This is a genomic window from Nocardia sp. NPDC004582 (assembly GCF_053602115.1).
Map to the genome: position 1 here is coordinate 1 of NZ_JBSGCY010000037.1, position 15,745 is coordinate 15,745.

General features: G+C 70.3%; 14 protein-coding genes and 1 pseudogene. 7 read left to right on the forward strand and 8 right to left on the reverse strand.

Annotated elements, in window-relative coordinates; genetic code table 11:
* The 4 genes and pseudogenes from ACWELJ_RS13445 to ACWELJ_RS13460 form a co-directional block, all read right to left on the reverse strand.
* Positions 1–1,349 (reverse strand): annotated as a pseudogene (locus tag ACWELJ_RS13445) (endonuclease); the annotation flags it as partial.
* The gene (locus ACWELJ_RS13450; RefSeq protein WP_452366440.1) at positions 1,349–2,767 is read right to left on the reverse strand and encodes a TIGR02678 family protein; all 1,419 of its coding nucleotides are present in this window, start codon (positions 2,765–2,767) and stop codon (positions 1,349–1,351) included. The pseudogene ACWELJ_RS13445 and the gene ACWELJ_RS13450, both read right to left, overlap by 1 nt.
* On the reverse strand, positions 2,767–4,452 hold the full coding sequence (locus ACWELJ_RS13455) for a TIGR02677 family protein (RefSeq protein WP_452366478.1): 1,686 nt from the start codon (positions 4,450–4,452) through the stop codon (positions 2,767–2,769). The genes ACWELJ_RS13450 and ACWELJ_RS13455 overlap by 1 nt, the downstream gene beginning before the upstream one ends.
* A 180-nt stretch (positions 4,453–4,632) precedes the next feature.
* The gene (locus ACWELJ_RS13460; protein ID WP_452366441.1) at positions 4,633–5,205 is read right to left on the reverse strand and encodes a GlcG/HbpS family heme-binding protein; all 573 of its coding nucleotides are present in this window, start codon (positions 5,203–5,205) and stop codon (positions 4,633–4,635) included.
* Positions 5,206–5,413: 208 nt separating this feature from the next.
* Here ACWELJ_RS13460 and ACWELJ_RS13465 point away from each other — a divergent pair, with 208 nt between their 5' ends.
* From ACWELJ_RS13465 to ACWELJ_RS13480, 4 genes are all read left to right on the forward strand, one after another.
* Positions 5,414–6,568, forward strand: coding sequence for a histidine kinase (locus ACWELJ_RS13465; RefSeq protein WP_452366442.1), 1,155 nt, complete (start codon positions 5,414–5,416; stop codon positions 6,566–6,568).
* Entirely contained in the window at positions 6,565–7,206 is a 642-nt protein-coding gene (locus ACWELJ_RS13470) for a response regulator (RefSeq protein WP_452366443.1), read from the forward strand. Before ACWELJ_RS13465 ends, ACWELJ_RS13470 begins: the two co-directional genes overlap by 4 nt.
* A 187-nt stretch (positions 7,207–7,393) precedes the next feature.
* Positions 7,394–7,759 carry a YidH family protein gene (locus ACWELJ_RS13475; RefSeq protein WP_452366444.1) on the forward strand — a complete coding sequence of 122 codons (366 nt, stop codon included), beginning with the start codon at positions 7,394–7,396 and terminating at the stop codon, positions 7,757–7,759.
* On the forward strand, positions 7,756–8,082 hold the full coding sequence (locus tag ACWELJ_RS13480) for a DUF202 domain-containing protein (protein WP_452366445.1): 327 nt from the start codon (positions 7,756–7,758) through the stop codon (positions 8,080–8,082). Before ACWELJ_RS13475 ends, ACWELJ_RS13480 begins: the two co-directional genes overlap by 4 nt.
* 70 nt (positions 8,083–8,152) lie before the next feature.
* Here the strand turns inward: ACWELJ_RS13480 and ACWELJ_RS13485 are convergent, their stop codons facing one another.
* Complete coding sequence (locus tag ACWELJ_RS13485) at positions 8,153–8,746, reverse strand: TetR/AcrR family transcriptional regulator (RefSeq protein WP_452366446.1); 594 nt, start codon at positions 8,744–8,746, stop codon at positions 8,153–8,155.
* A 188-nt stretch (positions 8,747–8,934) separates the two neighbouring features.
* On the opposite strand from ACWELJ_RS13485, the gene ACWELJ_RS13490 reads away from it, so the two are divergent.
* Both ACWELJ_RS13490 and ACWELJ_RS13495 read left to right on the forward strand, forming a co-directional pair.
* Positions 8,935–11,010, forward strand: a complete 2,076-nt coding sequence (locus tag ACWELJ_RS13490) for an alkyl/aryl-sulfatase (protein WP_452366447.1) — start codon at positions 8,935–8,937, stop codon at positions 11,008–11,010.
* 57 nt (positions 11,011–11,067) lie between these two features.
* Complete coding sequence (locus ACWELJ_RS13495) at positions 11,068–12,129, forward strand: alpha/beta hydrolase (RefSeq protein WP_452366448.1); 1,062 nt, start codon at positions 11,068–11,070, stop codon at positions 12,127–12,129.
* Here the strand turns inward: ACWELJ_RS13495 and ACWELJ_RS13500 are convergent, their stop codons facing one another.
* Positions 12,130–12,930: a DUF2127 domain-containing protein gene (locus tag ACWELJ_RS13500; protein ID WP_452366449.1), complete on the reverse strand. Its 801-nt coding sequence runs from the start codon at positions 12,928–12,930 to the stop codon at positions 12,130–12,132.
* A 61-nt stretch (positions 12,931–12,991) separates the two neighbouring features.
* Entirely contained in the window at positions 12,992–14,128 is a 1,137-nt protein-coding gene (locus ACWELJ_RS13505; RefSeq protein ID WP_452366479.1) for an XRE family transcriptional regulator, read from the reverse strand.
* A gap of 246 nt (positions 14,129–14,374) precedes the next feature.
* On the opposite strand from ACWELJ_RS13505, the gene ACWELJ_RS13510 reads away from it, so the two are divergent.
* Complete coding sequence (locus tag ACWELJ_RS13510) at positions 14,375–14,680, forward strand: hypothetical protein (RefSeq protein ID WP_452366450.1); 306 nt, start codon at positions 14,375–14,377, stop codon at positions 14,678–14,680.
* A 114-nt stretch (positions 14,681–14,794) separates the two neighbouring features.
* Here ACWELJ_RS13510 and ACWELJ_RS13515 read toward each other — a convergent pair whose 3' ends face one another.
* Positions 14,795–15,688, reverse strand: coding sequence for a PAC2 family protein (locus tag ACWELJ_RS13515; RefSeq protein WP_452366451.1), 894 nt, complete (start codon positions 15,686–15,688; stop codon positions 14,795–14,797).
* Positions 15,689–15,745: the final 57 nt, after the last annotated feature.

The following is a 15,745-nucleotide window of genomic DNA, read 5'->3' on the forward strand; positions in this document are numbered from 1 at the left end:
GTGCGTTCGGCGCCGGCCTGGTCGACCAGGGTGAGCGCCCGCCGGACCGCGCGCACGTCACCGTCGCGTTCCTCGGCGTGCGAGCGGACCGTGGTGGTGAGCTGGTCGCCGCGCGCGGATTCCGGCAGCGCGGCCCAGGCGATACCGGCTTCCTCTGCGACCGAACGCAATTCGTCCTCGCCGCGCGCGAGCGCGGAGGCGGCATGGGCGACCGCGGCCTGCGCGCGCTCGGCTTCCTCGAGCCGCTGGTCCACGGTCTGACGCGATTTCAGCGCCTTGTCGTGGTGCACGGCCGCGGAGGTCTCCAGCCGGCGCACCGCGTCGGCGAGGTCGTCGAGCTGCTGTTTGCCCTCGTAGGCGCTGGAGCGCTGCAGGGTCTCGCGGTCGGCCAGGGCCTGTTCGTAGGCGCGGTCGGCGTCCTCGGCGCGGGTCTCGGCGGCGGCGCGTTCGGTGTCGCGGCGGGTGCGCAGGGCGGCCGCGGCGTGCAGGGCGGTGCCGGCGTGGGTGACCGTGTCCAGGCGCGCCCGCACCTGGTCGACGTCCGTCTTCGCCTGTACGGCCAGGTATTTCCGGTAGACGGTGACGAAATCGCGGGTCGCGGTGTCGGCCTGGACCAGACCCTCGAGGGTGCGCCCGACCTCCTCCATATCGCTGAAGGAGCGGGCGGCATCGAGGATCAGCTGTTCGTCGAGCGGGCGCAGGCCGTCGGTGAGCGCCTGCGAGAGTCCGCGCGGGTCCAGGTTCTTGGCCAGCTGCGGGCGGCGCAGCGTCAGGATCAGATTGATGAGCTGGTCGTAGCGCTGCTGCCCGAGCCCGAACATGCGGGCGTCGATGGCCGCCCGGTACTCGACCGGCCGGTCCACGATGGCATCGGAGCCGATCTGCTCGGCCAGCTGCTTGCGGGTCAGCGGCCGGTCGTCGGGACCCAGCAGCGAGAAGTCCACGCCGACCCGGCCGTCGGCGACGAAGTACCAGCGGGTCACCTTGTCGTTGGAGCGGGTGGCGCGCATGCCGATACCGATGGTGACAGTCTCGGGGGAGTCCCAGGCGCCGCGCGCGAACTCCATCCACACATACGAGTACGCCGATTCCTGCTTGCGGTAGAGCAGGTTCGACTTCATGGTGCGTTCCTCGCCCGCGAACGGGTTGAGCCGGCGCGGCTCGATGCGGCCGTCCAGCACGAACGGGAACAGCACCTCGAGGGCCTTGGTCTTGCCGGAGCCGTTGGGGCCACGCAGCACCAGGCGGCCGTCGGCGAAGCAGAATTCCTGGTCGCGGTAGTCCCAGAGGTTGATGATGCCCGCCCGGGTCGGGACGAAGCGCACTCCACCGTGAATGTGGTCGGCCATCAGTTCCCGGATCCCTTCGCTGTGCTGTCGGACGGCGCGTCGTCGGCGCCGAGTTCGGTGGGGGAGAGGAACAATTCGGACTCCGCGCGGGTGCGGATGGTCACGATCGCGCCCCGGTAGCGGGCCAGCGCGGGCAGGATGAGCAGCCCGCCGTCGACCAGCTCCACCAGGCGTAGCCGTTCCAGCAGCGACACCACCTCGCCGGTGAGGCCCGCGACATCGGCCTGCCACTGCGCGGCGAAGGTATTGCCGTAGCGGTCGGTCAGCATCTTCACGGTGTCGCGGATCCACGACGATTCCAGGAACGGGAAGTCCGGGATCTCGGGCTCCGCGGCGGGCTCGTCCGAATCCTCCTGGGCGCCGAAGACATCCAGGGGATCGGCCAGCGGCGCGAAGACGGTGGTGACGGGGATCGCGCTGTCGAGCTGTTCCACCAGATCGGTGTACGGGCGCTGCGGGCGCGGCCTGCGCTCGACCGGATTGTCGATGTCGAGGACCAGGTCCGCGATCTCACCCGCCAGCAGCAGCGCCACCTGGGCCAGGGTGCCGGTGCCCGGGAACCGCACATCGGAGAGCCGGCCCGAACTGTCGATCAGCGCAACGCCTTCCGCGCGCCGCTCGGCCCGCAGCCCGGTCAGGTACTCGACCTCGGTGACGAGTTTCTCCTGCGCCAGCAGCGAGCGTTCGGGTTCGTCGAGTTCGTCGGCGTAGGCCACCGGCTTCTCGACCAGTGCCCGGCGCACCTTGCGGGCCGCGGCGGCCGCTGCGGGGGAACGGGTTTCGGCCGCGCCGCCCGCCGCCTCCGACAGCAGCCCGGTCACGCTCTGCAGGTGCTGCAGCGCGCGCGGCGGCCGGAACAGGGCGAACACGATGGACCGGTCGATGTCGTAGAGCGCCTCACCGGCCTCGGGATCACTGGCCCAGCCGCCCGCGTCGCCGTCGGCGAGGGTGACCGCGCCACGCGCCGCCAGCCAGCCCACCGCGTCGACGAAGGCGTCGCGATCGGCGGCGCGGTCGGGCGCGAGCTCGAGACCGTCCACCCGTTCGGTGTAGGCGGCCACCTGATCGGCCAACTCCGACAAGGTGATCTGATCCCCGGCGCGGCCCAGCGCGGCCAGCGCCAGCGCCAGATACGCGTAGCGGCGGCGGTCGAAGACGCGGTCCCCGGTGGTGCGGGCGGGGCGGCCCGCGTCGAGCTCGTCCAGGACCGGGAACAGGCGCGCGGTGGTCTCGGTGACCTCGAGGCGGTAGCCGAACAACTCGGCCAGATCCTCGCGCAGCTCGGTCGCCCACCGCCGGAGCAGCGGCAGCGCGATGCGATCCGGGTAGGTGCGGGTCACCAGGTGATTGGCCAGGATCACCCGCGCGGCCCGCTGATAGCTGTCCAGGGCGAGTGAATCGATGGTGCGCGCGTGCATCAGCGGGCCTCCCGGTCGGTGTCGGCGCGACCCGCGTCGATCCCGCCCGTCGGCGTCACGGCCTCGGAGGACTTCGGCGCGGCGGCGGTGGGCGCGACGGCGGGACCGGTGGCGTGCGCATCGCCCGTGGCGTGCGATCGCGGGGACGAAGCGTCCTGATCTTGCTGTGCCGCATTCGGTTTGCGTGTCCGCAGGGCGGCCGTCTCATGTACCTCCAGTCGCCGGTTGTTGAGGTGCAGCACGCCCTTGGCGGTGCGGACCAGCGTGGACCCCTGGTGCTCGGACACGGTGAGGGTGACGCCGTTGTCGGAACCGGAGGTGCCGGGCACTCGCCCGCTCACCGGCACCCACGCGGTGGAGGCGGCGTCGAGCAGCTTCAGCAGGACCTCGGTCTCGCCCTCGTCGAGTTCGCGGTCGTAGAGGTCGGCGGTGGCCAGCGAGCGGGCGGCCTCGGCGCGGGCGCGCTGGGCGTCGAGCTGAGCCTGGCGCAGCCGCCGGATGCCGGCGTCATTGCGTTGCAGCCGCGCGGGCGCGCCCGGCGTGGGCGGGCGCCCGGTCTCGGCGAGGGTGCGGGCGATCTCCAATGGCGGTGCGTCCCACCAGGATCGGATGGCCGGGATCACATCGGCGTCAGGATGCTGCATGGCCAGGTGCCGCGGCCGTCCCAGACCGAAGACCGCGTCGTAGAGGGCGTGCGCGGCGTCGGCGCTGGGGGCAGCGGTGAACCAGCCCGCCAGGTGCCGCAGCGCGGATTCGCGGCTGACACCGCCCTTGCGGGTCTCGGTCACCCGCCGCAGCAGCGACAGCACCGCGGCGATGGCGCTCATGGTGGCCTCGCGCAGCCGCTCGCATTCGGTGAGCCCGCCCTCGTCGTCGCCGATGAACCAGCCGCGCAGGCCCTGCCAGCGGGCCCGCCAATCGGCCTGGCGCTCTTCGGCGTTCAGCAGCACCCGCTCGTCGCAGCGGGCCGCGCGTTCGATGAGGTCCTCGACGCCGGTGTCCTCGACCTCGCGGATGGCGGTGGCCAGCCGGGGCGCGAAACGCGCCAGGTCCATGGAGAATTCACGCATGTGCGCCAGCAGCGCGTCCTTGTGCGCGAGGAACGCCTCGGGGGTGGCCTCGGTGGTGCGGACCAGATCGCCCAGGGTCAGATAGAAGTGCGCCGCGCGTTCGGCCAGATCGGTGAGTGCCCGGTCCAGCCGGTTCAGCACCCGGTAGACGCGCGGGGCGTCGGCGCTCTTGTTGGCCTCGGCCAGGGTGTGCAGATCCGCGAGCAGTTCCGGCAGCACCAGCCGCGAGAGCGCGGCCTCGTCGAGCCGCGCCTCGAGCACATCGGACACCGCGCGGAAGGCCTGGTAGCCGGCTTGGGAGAACTGGTAGACGAAGTGCCGGTTGCGGTACTCGGCCAGGGTGGCCGCGCGGGTGCCGTCGTAACTGCGTTCCAGCACACCCCACTGGTGCAGCTGTTCGAGCAGCGGCCCGACCTCGGTCGCGGTGAGAGCGGGCGCGCCCGGGCAACGTTCGAGCGTGTCGGCCACGTCGGAGGCGTGCAGCAGCACCACGTAGGCGGCCCGGGCGGTATCGAAGGCCCGCAGAACCCACAGGTAGTCGGCCCGCTTCTCGGCCGTGGCGAAGGAGAACAAGCGCAGCCGACCGGCGTCGCCCCGCCGTTCCGCGCTCGGAATCTCCTCGGACCCGACCCCACTCGGGTCGGGCAGCAATCCGTCAGCGGACTCGGTCACCGGGAGAAGGTTAGTACCCCCTGCCGACCGGTTCGGAATCGTGCCGAGTGTCGGCGCGCCCGATCCGGCCGGGGTGACCGGTTCCGCCGCTCATGGTCGCGGTGACGCCGGTGCGCCGGGCGGTCAGTTGCCCAGTGCCGCGACGCCCGCCTGCGCGAACTTCTCGTCCAGATCGCCGCTCGGCGCGCCCGCGACCCCGATGCCCGCGATCGGAGCGCCGCCCTTGGCGGTGACCGGCGCGCCGCCGCCCAGGAACAGGGTGCCGTCGATATCGGCCAGGTGCGGCGCGCCGTCGAGGCGCTTGGCCAGCACCGAGGTCGGGGCGTTCCACGACACCGCGGTGAACGCCTTCTGCTGGGCGGAGGTGTAGGACTGCGGGCCCGCGCCGTCGCCGCGCAGGGTGACCACGGTATTGCCGTCGCGGTCCACCACCGCGACCGTCACGTGCTGGTTCTCCTTGACCGCGGCGTCGAGGGCGGCCTGCGCGGCCTTGGTCGCGGCGGCGATGGTCAGGTGGGTGCTCTGGGCCAGGTTGCCGTTGGCCACATCGGCCGCGACCGGGGTCTTGGCGCCCGGATCGGGATCCTGGGCGTTCACCGACACCACGCCGATCACCCCGGCCGCCGCGACGGCCGCGACCGCGCCGCCGATGATCAGGCGCTTGCGGGTGGGGTTCGAGGGCTGCTCGGGGGTCATGACATCCTCCTGGGATCGCGATGAAAGCTGTTCGCTCGGTTCGTATTCCAGCGTGCTGCCGGAATCGGCCCGGCACATCGGCGCAGTGGCTGGGATTCGGCGCGCGGTCCGGCCGAACCCCTTGTCAACCGATCGGATGACCCGGACGGCGATGCGCGCACGGCAGAATGAGGGTGTTTGCCGCCGCTATCGCCGAGGAGGTGTTCGCATGCCGTCGTCCCGTGACGATGCCCGGCTGCTGGGCACCATCGTGCACAGCGCCTTCTACGTCCTGCTCGCGGCGTCACTGCTGCGATTCCTGCTGCGGCATCCCGAGAGTCCGCGCATGCCGTGGGTGATCGGGCTCTCGCTGGCGCTGGCGGTGCTCTACGTGGTGAGCGAGCTGCGCGCCTCCGAACGGCTGGTGTGGTTCGCGCTGCTGGTGTCGGGCTGGGCGGTACTGGTCGTGCTCGCACCGAGTTTCGCGTGGTGCGCGGTCCCGCTGCTCTACACCGGGCTGCGGATCCTGCCGGTGCGGGTGGCGCTGGCCCTGGTCGCCGGGCTCACCGCGTTCGTGGTGTGGGCGCAGTTGAAGCTCGCCGGCTGGATCGACCCGAACCTGCTGCTGGCCCCGCCCGCGGTCGCCGCCCTGAGCACCGCGCTGTTCCTGGGCCTGCTGCGCACCACCGAACGCCAGGCCGCGCTCATCGACGACCTGCGCGCCACCCGCCGCGAACTGGCCGCCACCGAACGCCGCGAGGGCACCCTCGCCGAACGCCAGCGCCTGGCCATGGAGATCCACGACACCCTCGCGCAAGGCCTGTCGAGTCAGCGCATGCTGCTGCAGGCCGCCGACCGGATCTGGGACAGCGATCCGGGCGCGGCCCGGGAGCACGTGCGCGGTGCGGCCGGGGTGGCCGAACACAATCTGGCCGAGGCCCGCCGCTTCGTCCACGACCTCGCGCCGACCGACCTCGCGGCGGGCGGCTCCCTGGTCGCGGCATTGGCGGCGATGGCGCGGCGGGAGGGCGGCGACACCCTCACCGTGCGCGTGCACGTGGAGGGCGCGGCGGCGGGTCTGCCCGCGGGGGTGGAGGCCGCGCTGCTGCGGATCGCCCAGGGCGCGCTGGCCAACGCGCGCGAGCACGCCGAGGCGAACACCGTCACCATCACCCTCACCGATCTGGGGGACCGCCTGGTCCTCGACATCGCCGACGACGGAACGGGTTTCGACCCGGCGACGCTGACCACCGCCGCCGACCGCGGCCACGGCCTGCCCGCCATGCGCGCCCGCCTGCGCCAGCTCGGCGGTGTCCTCACCGTCGAATCCGCCCCCGGGGACGGCACCGTCGTCTCCGCCGAAGTCCCTTTGGAGCGGCCGTGACCGACGCGAAAACCCCTGTCCGCCTGGTGCTCTGCGACGACCACGCGGTGGTCCGGGCGGGCCTGCGCGCCCTGCTGGGCAGTGCCCCCGACATCGAGGTGGTCGGCGAGGCGGGCAGCGGACCCGAGGCGGTGGCCCTCGCCGAACGCCTGCACCCCGATGTCGTCCTGATGGACCTGCAGCTCGGCGGCGACATGGATGGCATCGAGGCCACCCGCCGCATCACCACCACCGTGCGGCCCGCCCCCTACATCCTGGTTCTCACCACCTTCGACACCGACGCCGACATCACCCGCGCCATCGCCGCGGGCGCGACCGGCTACCTGCTCAAAGCCGAACGCCCCGAAGAACTCTTCGCCGCCATCCACGCCGCCGCCCAGGGCCGCACCGCGCTCTCCCCGCCGATCGCCGACCGCGTCCTCAACCGCATGCGCAATCCCCAGCCCGCGCTGACCGCCCGCGAACTCGACATCCTCGCCCAGCTCTCCCAGGGCCTGGGCAATCGCGAGATCGCGCGCGCCCTGCACGTCAGCGAGGCGACGGTGAAGACCCACCTGGGCCGCATCTACGACAAGCTCGGCGTCGACACCCGGGCCGCGGCGGTCGCCGTCGCCAACGAACAGCGGCTGCTGAAATAGCGCTCCGACGCCGCCGTGAAATCCGTTGTTCGGCAGGTAAACCGGGGGCGTACGGGATCTCGACGCGTCACGGCACCGAATCGCGGGCGAATGCCGGCGGTTGCGCCGTCGCCGGTTTCGGGCCGACTCGTGTCATGATCGGGTCGGCAGCGGGCTCGCGTGCCGCGACAGCGCTATCGGACAGGTGGTGAGGGTGGAAGACCAGGGCCGGCAGGCGAATGAGGCGGAACAGCCGCTCGACTACCGCTTCACCCTCGCCAACGAGCGCACCTACCTCGCGTGGATCCGCACCTCGCTCGGACTGCTCGCCGCCGGCGTCGCGGTGCACACCCTGGTGCAGCCGTTCCACCACGCCGGAATCCGGCGCGCGCTCTCGCTGAGCTGCATCGTGCTGGCGGTCACGCTCGCGGTCGGCGCGTACACGCACTGGCGGGACGTGCAGGCCCGCATGACCCGCGGCGACGCGCTGGGGAACACGCTGCTGGTGCCGATCCTGGCGGGCGGCATCGCCGTCGTGTCGATCTTCGCGGCCGTCGCGACGGTGTGGACATGACCGAGGCGCCCACCTTCTACTCGGAGCGCACCGCGCTGGCCTGGCGGCGCACCGCCATCGCCGCCATGGGCACGTCGGCGCTGTTCGTGAATCACGCAGCCGCCAGCGGCTGGCATCCGGCGGCCATCGGGCCCGCGCTGGCGGCGGCCGGGCTGCTGTTTCTCGCGGGGATCAGCTTCGCGCGCAACAACTCCCTGCACCACGGGCATCGAGCACACGGGCCGCGCGCCATCGCCATGGCCACGGCGGTGGTCCTGGCCGTGTGCGTGGTGGCGCTGTTCATCGCGTTCTTCGTCCCCGGCGCACCTCCCGCTACCACCTAACGGGCGGGCTCGATACCTCTCGGGCACAGGCCGGAATCCGTTCGACCGCCGCGTGATCCGGGCGGTCGGTTCAGTTCGCGGGAGTGAGCAGGGTGGTGAGGGCGCGGCGGACCGCCTCGGACGCGGCTCGCGCCGACCGCCCGCGGCGGTCGATCAGATGGTGGCGGTAGGGCCAGCCGACGGTGGCGTCGAGCAGGTCGAGCAACTGTTCGCCGGAGTCGCCGCTCAGCTCGGGGGCGAAGCCGCGGGCCAGCGCCTCGCGAATCCGCTTGTCGGTGAGCCGCATCCGCTCGTCCACCGCGGGGGAGCGCAATGATTCGACCAGGCCCAGCACGCGCGGCTCGCGCTGCAGCCGGAAGATCGCCTCGCCCTGGCGCACCACCGCGTCGATGCGCTGGTCCAGCGGTTGGGCCGGGTCGATCTCGGCGATGAGCGCCTCGACCTGTTCGGACTGCTGGTCCACCGCGGCGGTGAGCAGCGCGGTGCGCGAAGGGAAGTGCACGAAGATGCTGCGCTCCGACACCCCGGCCCGTTCGGCGATATCGCGGGTGGTGGGGTCGAGCTCGCCCTCGTGCACCGCCGACAGCAAGCCCTCGATGATGGCCTTGCGGGTCTGCGGCGGATTGCGCCGTCGCCGCGGGCTGCCGGCTTTGCCCTCGCTCATGGCAGGAATCCGATCACATCGGGCCGCAACCCTGACGCGCAGGTCCCGGCGTATGGGAGAGGTCACACGGCCATGTTATTGCAGTGTGGCTGCAATAGCGAGGTAGTGTGAGATGGGGCCGGAGAGTTGGCGAATTTTCAGCTAACGATTCTGCCGCCCACCTCAGCCAGCCGGAGACAGGAGCGCCGATGACCGACGACACGCGCACGGATCACGAGAACAACCCCACGCAGGGCCGATTCACGGTGTCCCGGCGCGGGGTATTCGGGGTGGGCGCGGCGGCCCTCGCGGCGGTCGGGGTCGGCGCGGCCGTGACCGGCTGCGGTAGCAACGCCGACAACGGGTCCGCCGCGGAGAAGGCGTCCAAGGATCCGGTCGACCCCAGCGGCCACATCACCGACCAGCAATCCGCGGTGCGGTCCACGCTGCCGTTCTCCGACACCCAGGACTTCGCCGACACCGACAAGGGTTTCATCGCCAAGCTGGAACCCGATCAGGTCAAGGACGCCAAGGGCAATGTCATCTGGGACAACGATTCCTACGGTTTCCTGCAGGGCAGCTGTCCCAACTCGGTGCACCCGTCGCTGTGGCGGCAGTCGCAGCTGGTGGTGAAACAGGGCCTCTACGAAGTGGTTCCGGGCATCTACCAGATCCGCGGCCTGGACCTGTCGAACATGACGATCATCGAGGGCGGCACCGGCGTCATCGTCATCGACCCGCTGATCTCGACCGAGACCGCCAAGGCGGGCATGGAACTGTACTTCGCCCATCGCGGGCGCAAGCCGGTGACGGGCATGATCTACACCCACTCCCACGTCGACCACTTCGGCGGCGCGGCGGGCGTCATCACCGCCGAAGACGCTGCCTCGGGCCGGATTCCGGTGCTCGCCCCGCAGGGCTTCACCGAACACGCCGTCGCCGAGAACATCTTCGCGGGCACCGCCATGGCCCGCCGTTCGGCCTACATGTACGGCGCGGCACTACCGCGCGGGGACAAAGGGCAGGTCGGCGCGGGCCTGGGCATGACCACCTCCACCGGCACCGTGAGCCTCATCCCGCCCAACCGCGACATCACCCGCACCGGGCAGGAGGAGACCGTCGACGGGGTGCGCATGGTCTTCCAGATCACGCCCGGCACCGAGGCGCCCTCGGAGATGAACTTCCACTTCCCGGACTTCCGGGCCATGTGCATGGCCGAGAACGCCACCCACACCCTGCACAATCTGCTCACCCTGCGCGGCGCGCTGGTCCGTGACGCGCACGTGTGGTCGCAGTACCTGACCGAGACCATCACCATGTTCGCGGGCGTCTCCGATGTCGCCTTCGCCTCGCACCATTGGCCCACCTGGGGTGCGGACCAACTCACCGAATGGCTGTCGCTGCAACGCGATACCTACGCCTACCTGCACGACCAGACCCTGCGCATGCTCAACCAGGGCTACACCGGCCTCGAGATCGCCGAGCAGCTCCAGATGCCGCCCGCCATCGAGCGGAAGTGGTACAACCACGGCTATTACGGGTCGGTCAGCCACGACGTGAAAGCCGTGTACCAGCGCTACATGGGCTGGTTCGACGGCAATCCCGCGCACCTGTGGGAACACCCGCCGGTCGAATCGGGCAAGCGGCACGTCGACGCCATGGGCGGCGCCGGCGGCGTGCTGAAGGTGGCCCGCAAGGCCTACTCCGACGGCGACTACCGCTGGTGCGTGCAGGTACTCAACTATCTGATCTTCGCCGATCCGGACCACGAGCAGGCGAAGATGTTGCAGGCCAGCGCCTTCGAACAACTCGGCTACGGCTCCGAGAACGGCACCTGGCGCAACTTCTTCCTCTCCGGCGCCTACGAACTGCGCAACGGCAACTTCGGCACCCCGACCAAGGCCAACTCGGCGTCCATGATCAGCGCGCTGAGCGTGGACCAGGTCTTCGACGCCGCGGCCTTCCAGATCAACGGGCCCAAGGCCTGGGACCTGCACCTGATCAACGACTGGGTGATCCCGGAGGAGAACAGGACCTACCGCACCGAGCTGCGCAACGGCGTGCTCATCCACTACGTGCTGCCGCCGGACTTCCGGGGCCCGGCCGCCGACGCCACCTTCACCCTGCCGCGCCTCGAACTCATCGCCGTGATGACGCGCGGCAAGGACTTCGTGAAGGAAGTCGCCTCCGGCGCGATCAAGGCCACCGGCGATCCGGCCAAGCTGAGGCAGCTCCAGGACGTGATGGACAAGCCCGACCCCAACTTCAACATCGTCACACCCTGATCGCGGGGGTGGATGTGGCAGAGTCGCTCTCACTGTTCGACGAGAATGGGAGCGGCTGTGCGGAATCGACTGCGGAACGCGGTGGTCGTCGGATGTCTGGTGCTCGCCGCGGCCGTGCCGGGTACGGCCGGCGCCGAACCGGACGCTGCCGGTGACGGCATCGCCGAGACGGCCGCGCGGCTGACCGTCGCGGCCACCGTCGACGCGTCGAAGGTGGTCAGCGTCGAGATCGTCGACGACCGCAACCTCTCGGTCGAGGTGTACTCGGCGGCCATGGACAAGACGGTGCACCTGGACGTGCTGCACCCCGCCGGCACCGCAGGCCCGCGGCCCACCCTGTACCTGTTCAACGGCACCGACGCCGGCTACGGCGTGCGGAACTGGAAGACCCAGGTGCCGGAGGTGTTCGACTTCCTCGGCGCCCAGGACATCAATGTCGTGGTCCCCACCGGCGGCCTCGCCAGCTACTACACCGACTGGCGCGCACCGGATCCGCAGCTGGGCCTCAACAAGTGGAAGACGTTCTTCACCGCGGAACTGCCCCCGCTGATCGACGCGGGCCTGCGCACCACCGGCCGCAATGCCATTGCGGCGGTGTCGATGTCGGCCACCCCGGCGCTGAATCTGGCTCTGGCCAAGCCGGGTCTGTTCCGGGCCGCGGCCACCTACAGCGGGTGCGTGCAGACCAGTGATCCGGTCGGACAGGCGTTCGCGCGCATCGTCATCACCAGTGCGGGCGGCAACGCCGACAATATGTACGGCCCGTCCGACGACCCGATGTGGGCGGACAACGACCCGTACCTGCACGCCGATCGGCTGCGCGGCATGGAGCTCTACCTGTCCGCGGGCAACGGCCTGCCCGGGCCGTACGACGTGATCGACGGCCAGTACGTCATCTACCCGGGCGCGCTCGGCTTGGCGGCGCACCTGATCTACGACGGCACCATCGAGGCCGCCACCGGCTACTGCACCCGCAACCTCGCCGCCAAGCTCACCGAACTGGGCATTCCGGCCACCGTGGACCTGCCGCCGAACGGCACCCACTCCTGGGGCGTGTTCCGCGACGAGCTGCTGAAGTCGTGGCCGGTACTGGCCAAGGGGCTGGGCCTGCCCGCCTGATCAGGACTCCTGCCCGGCACCGGCCCGCGCGGCGGACGGGTCGGATTCGGCTGCGACAGCGGCGCGTTCGACGGTCATCAGACTCTCGGAGTGATGCTCGGCGTAGTACTTGGCCGCGCCGCCGTTGAGCCCGAACAGGGACTTGCTCCACAGCAGCCAGATCACCGCGGCCAGGTTCACCACCAGCGCGGCCACCCGCAGGAAGGTGACCTTCTCGGTCAACTCGTACACCTCGAGCGGCAGGAACAGGCTGGTGGCCACCACCGCGAAGTACTCGCCCCAGCGCTTGACCAGCCACAGGCCCACCGCCTCGATGAGCTGGATGGTGGCGTAGGCGAACAACGCGACCGCGACCCAGGCCAGGACCGTCGGCGAGAGCGTGAACGCCGTGTCGATCCCTCGGATGATCTTGGAATGGTCGGGGTTGAAACCGATCTGGTCGGCCAGCTGGCGGATGAGCGGAAGATCCTTGTCCCAGCTGGCCTTCCAGTGCTCGCGCGAACCGCGCAGCTTCAGCACGCCCGCGCCGAGCAGGATCAGCACCAGCGCGCGGCCGACCCGCTCGGCCGCCAGCAGCCGCATGATGATGCGGTCGCGCAGCAGATGTCCGCGCGGCACCTCCGGCGCGTCGTCGGCGGGGCCGCTGCGGCGCGGCTCGCCGGGTACGAAATCACCGCAGCGCAGGCAGCGCCAGGATTCGCCCGCCGGGGTGGGGACGTGCAGACGTGCCGCGAGCTCGGGCTCGGTGGGGGCATAGGTCTCGTGCCCTCGGGCAGCGCAGGTCCACAGACTGAAGTCCATGCGCTGGAGCGTACCCAGGCCCCGCGACAGCCGCCGTGGAACGCGGCCGGGGCGGGCGCGGTCAGCCCGCGAGCGAGCGCAGCTGGTCGAGATAGGTTCTGGTGCGCGGATCTCCGGGGAAGCGTTCGGTCATCTCCCGGGCCGCCTCGCCCGCGATCCACATGAGCGAGGGCAGCGAGCGCCGCTTGCCCGCGAAGGCGCGCATGCCCTCGTCGATGGCGAGCTCCAGATCGCTGTCGCGCACCGCGACCACGGCCAGGGTCAGATGCGCCTCGGACACCCGCATGGGCTTGCGGACGCTGCCGTCGGGGCGGGTGGAGGTCGCGATCACCTGGCGGGCATAGGTTTCCGCGAGCCGGTCGTCGCCGGCGACCCGGCAGCAGTCCATGGCGTAGAAGTCGAACTTCTGCGGATCCACCACGAAATGGTTCTCCAGATTGGCCGGGTGCTCGATCGCCTCGAGGATCGAACGACCCTGGGTGAGCGCCTTTTCCACCTCGCGGCGGTCGCCCAGCCGGGCCCAGGCCTTGGCGCGCTGGGCGGCCAGCTGGACGCCGACGCCCAGGCGGCCGGTGGTGGCGTGCGCGGCCTCGGCGGCGTCGATGGCGCCCCGGTAGTTGGCCTGGGTGAGGGCGAACCACGCGGCCATTTCCGCTCCCCAGCCGATGATTTCGGCGTGGTCGGCCTCCTGGCCCAGCGACAGCGCCGCGCGGCGGGTGGCCTCGGCGGCGGTGCGCCAGCCCAGGTCGTAGTCGACGCAGCCGACCAGCAGGGCGACCCAACCGGCCAGCACCAGGACCTCGCGATGTTGGGCCAGTGTGAGTCTGCCGTCCAGCAGCGAGGTGATGCGGCGCAGCCAGGCGGTGCCCTCGGCGTGCAGTTCGTGCGGATCGGCGCACGGGTAGTCCGAGCAGAGGCGGTCGGCGGTGATGCGGATGGCGTCCAGCGTGGAAGCCGACACATCGGACATTCGTAGCCGCCCAATGAATTCCAGGGTGTCCAGTCCGGTTGCCGAGAGTATCTCGTCGTCCCGATTGGGCCGGGTCTTGGGGAAGAACGCCGCCGTCACAGTGTCGAAAGAGGCCGCGATGATCGGAGCGTAGAAATCGTCGGGCCGCGATTCCCCGGATTCCCAACGCCGCCAGTTACGTAACAGTGTGCTGTCGGTGGGGAGATTGTGGCTCGACTTGGCGCGCATGGCGCGCACCGCATCTGCTTGTGACCACCCCCGAGCATCACGTTCGGCACGCATTCGGACAGCCCAGACAGGTCGATCGTCACCGGCGGACACGAGTTGTAGTATCTCACCAGTTAACGGCGGATGGACCCGGATAGGGCATCTGGATGTCAGTGGGTTGACATCTGCAATTGCATTCGCAAAAACTCCAAACTGATTACCAGGGCACACGTCAGGACAGCGATCCCCAATCCAACGGAGGTTCGGGTGGAAGCGTTGATCTATGGGTACGTGCGTGACGATCTGGCCGACGGCCGCAGCGACGAGCTGGAGAACGCCATGTGCGGGCTCGCTCAGTCCGCGGGCCTCTGCTTCGCCGCCACCTTCCATGAATCGACCGCCGGCGATGGCACCGCGTTCGCGGAGCTGACCGCCGAACTCAAACGGGCCGACGCCCACCACGTGGTGGTGCCGTCGCTCGATCACCTTGCGGGTCAGACCATTCCGCGCGACCTGCTGATCGCGAAACTGGCCCACGAGGCTGCCGCCCAGGTCTGGGCCGTCGAGCACTAGCGCCGCACCCCGCCCGGAACGCCGCCGCACCCGCGTCCAGAACGCAGGTGCGGCAATGATTTTCGAGCTACTTCGGGACATTCACCCCGAAGTGGACATGGTGGGATGACGTGGTCAGAGGCCGAAGCCGCCCCGGCCGCGCCGGCGCAGATACTTCTCGAACTCGGCGGCGATGGCATCGCCGTCGATCTTGGCCATGGCGTCGTTGATGTCGACCTCGGCGTCGCCGCGCTCCTCGAGCGAGCGCACGTACTCGGCGATCTCCTCGTCGCCCGCGGTCATCTCGTTGACCGCGACCTCCCACTCCTCGGACTGCTCGGGCAGCGCGCCGAGGGGCACCTCCACATCGAGCACGTCCTCGACCCGGTGCAGCAGGGCGATGATGGCCTTCGGGTTGGGCGGCTGCGACACATAGTGCGGCACCGCGGCCCAGAAGGAGATGGCCGGCACACCCGCGCGCACGCAGGCGTCCTGCAGCACCCCGGTGATACCGGTCGGTCCCTCGTAGCGGGTCTGCTCGAGATTGAAGCGCTCGGCGGCTTCCTTGTTATAGGCGGTACCCGTGACCGGAACCGGGCGGGTGTGCGGGGTATCGGCCAGTAACGCGCCGAGGATCACCACCGTGGACACCCCGAGCTGTTCCACGAACTCGAGAATGTCCTTGCAGAAGCTGCGCCACCGCATATTCGGTTCCACCCCGCGCAGCAGCACCACGTCCCGGTCGCTGCCGGGGGGAGAGCAGACCGAGAGCATGGCCGAGGGCCAGACGATCTCGCGCGTCACGCCGTCGACCTGGCGCACCGTCGGGCGGTTGACCTGATAGTCGTAGTAGTCCTCGGAATCGAGCTCGGCCAGCGGCTGGGAGTCCCAGATCAGTTCCAGATGTTCGACCGCGCCACTGGCGGCGTCGGCGGCATCGTTCCAGCCTTCGAAGGCGGCCACGAGCACCGGATCCCGCAGCGTGGGCAGGTCCGATTCGGGTGGCACCGGGGATTCACTGGCGTTCACCCGGTCAGCCTACGGTGTGGCAAGACCCCATGTGCATGCGACGCGCAATGTGCGGGT

Bases quoted from the DNA above. Each gene is read 5' to 3' on its own strand.
- ACWELJ_RS13450 (WP_452366440.1), bottom strand. From the start codon at position 2,767: ATGCACGCGCGCACCATCGATTCACTCGCCCTGGACAGCTATCAGCGG.
- ACWELJ_RS13460 (WP_452366441.1), bottom strand. From the start codon at position 5,205: ATGACCCCCGAGCAGCCCTCGAACCCCACCCGCAAGCGCCTGATCATC.
- ACWELJ_RS13465 (WP_452366442.1), top strand. From the start codon at position 5,414: ATGCCGTCGTCCCGTGACGATGCCCGGCTGCTGGGCACCATCGTGCAC.
- ACWELJ_RS13480 (WP_452366445.1), top strand. From the start codon at position 7,756: ATGACCGAGGCGCCCACCTTCTACTCGGAGCGCACCGCGCTGGCCTGG.
- ACWELJ_RS13485 (WP_452366446.1), bottom strand. From the start codon at position 8,746: ATGAGCGAGGGCAAAGCCGGCAGCCCGCGGCGACGGCGCAATCCGCCG.
- ACWELJ_RS13490 (WP_452366447.1), top strand. From the start codon at position 8,935: ATGACCGACGACACGCGCACGGATCACGAGAACAACCCCACGCAGGGC.
- ACWELJ_RS13500 (WP_452366449.1), bottom strand. From the start codon at position 12,930: ATGGACTTCAGTCTGTGGACCTGCGCTGCCCGAGGGCACGAGACCTAT.
- ACWELJ_RS13505 (WP_452366479.1), bottom strand. From the start codon at position 14,128: ATGCGCGCCAAGTCGAGCCACAATCTCCCCACCGACAGCACACTGTTA.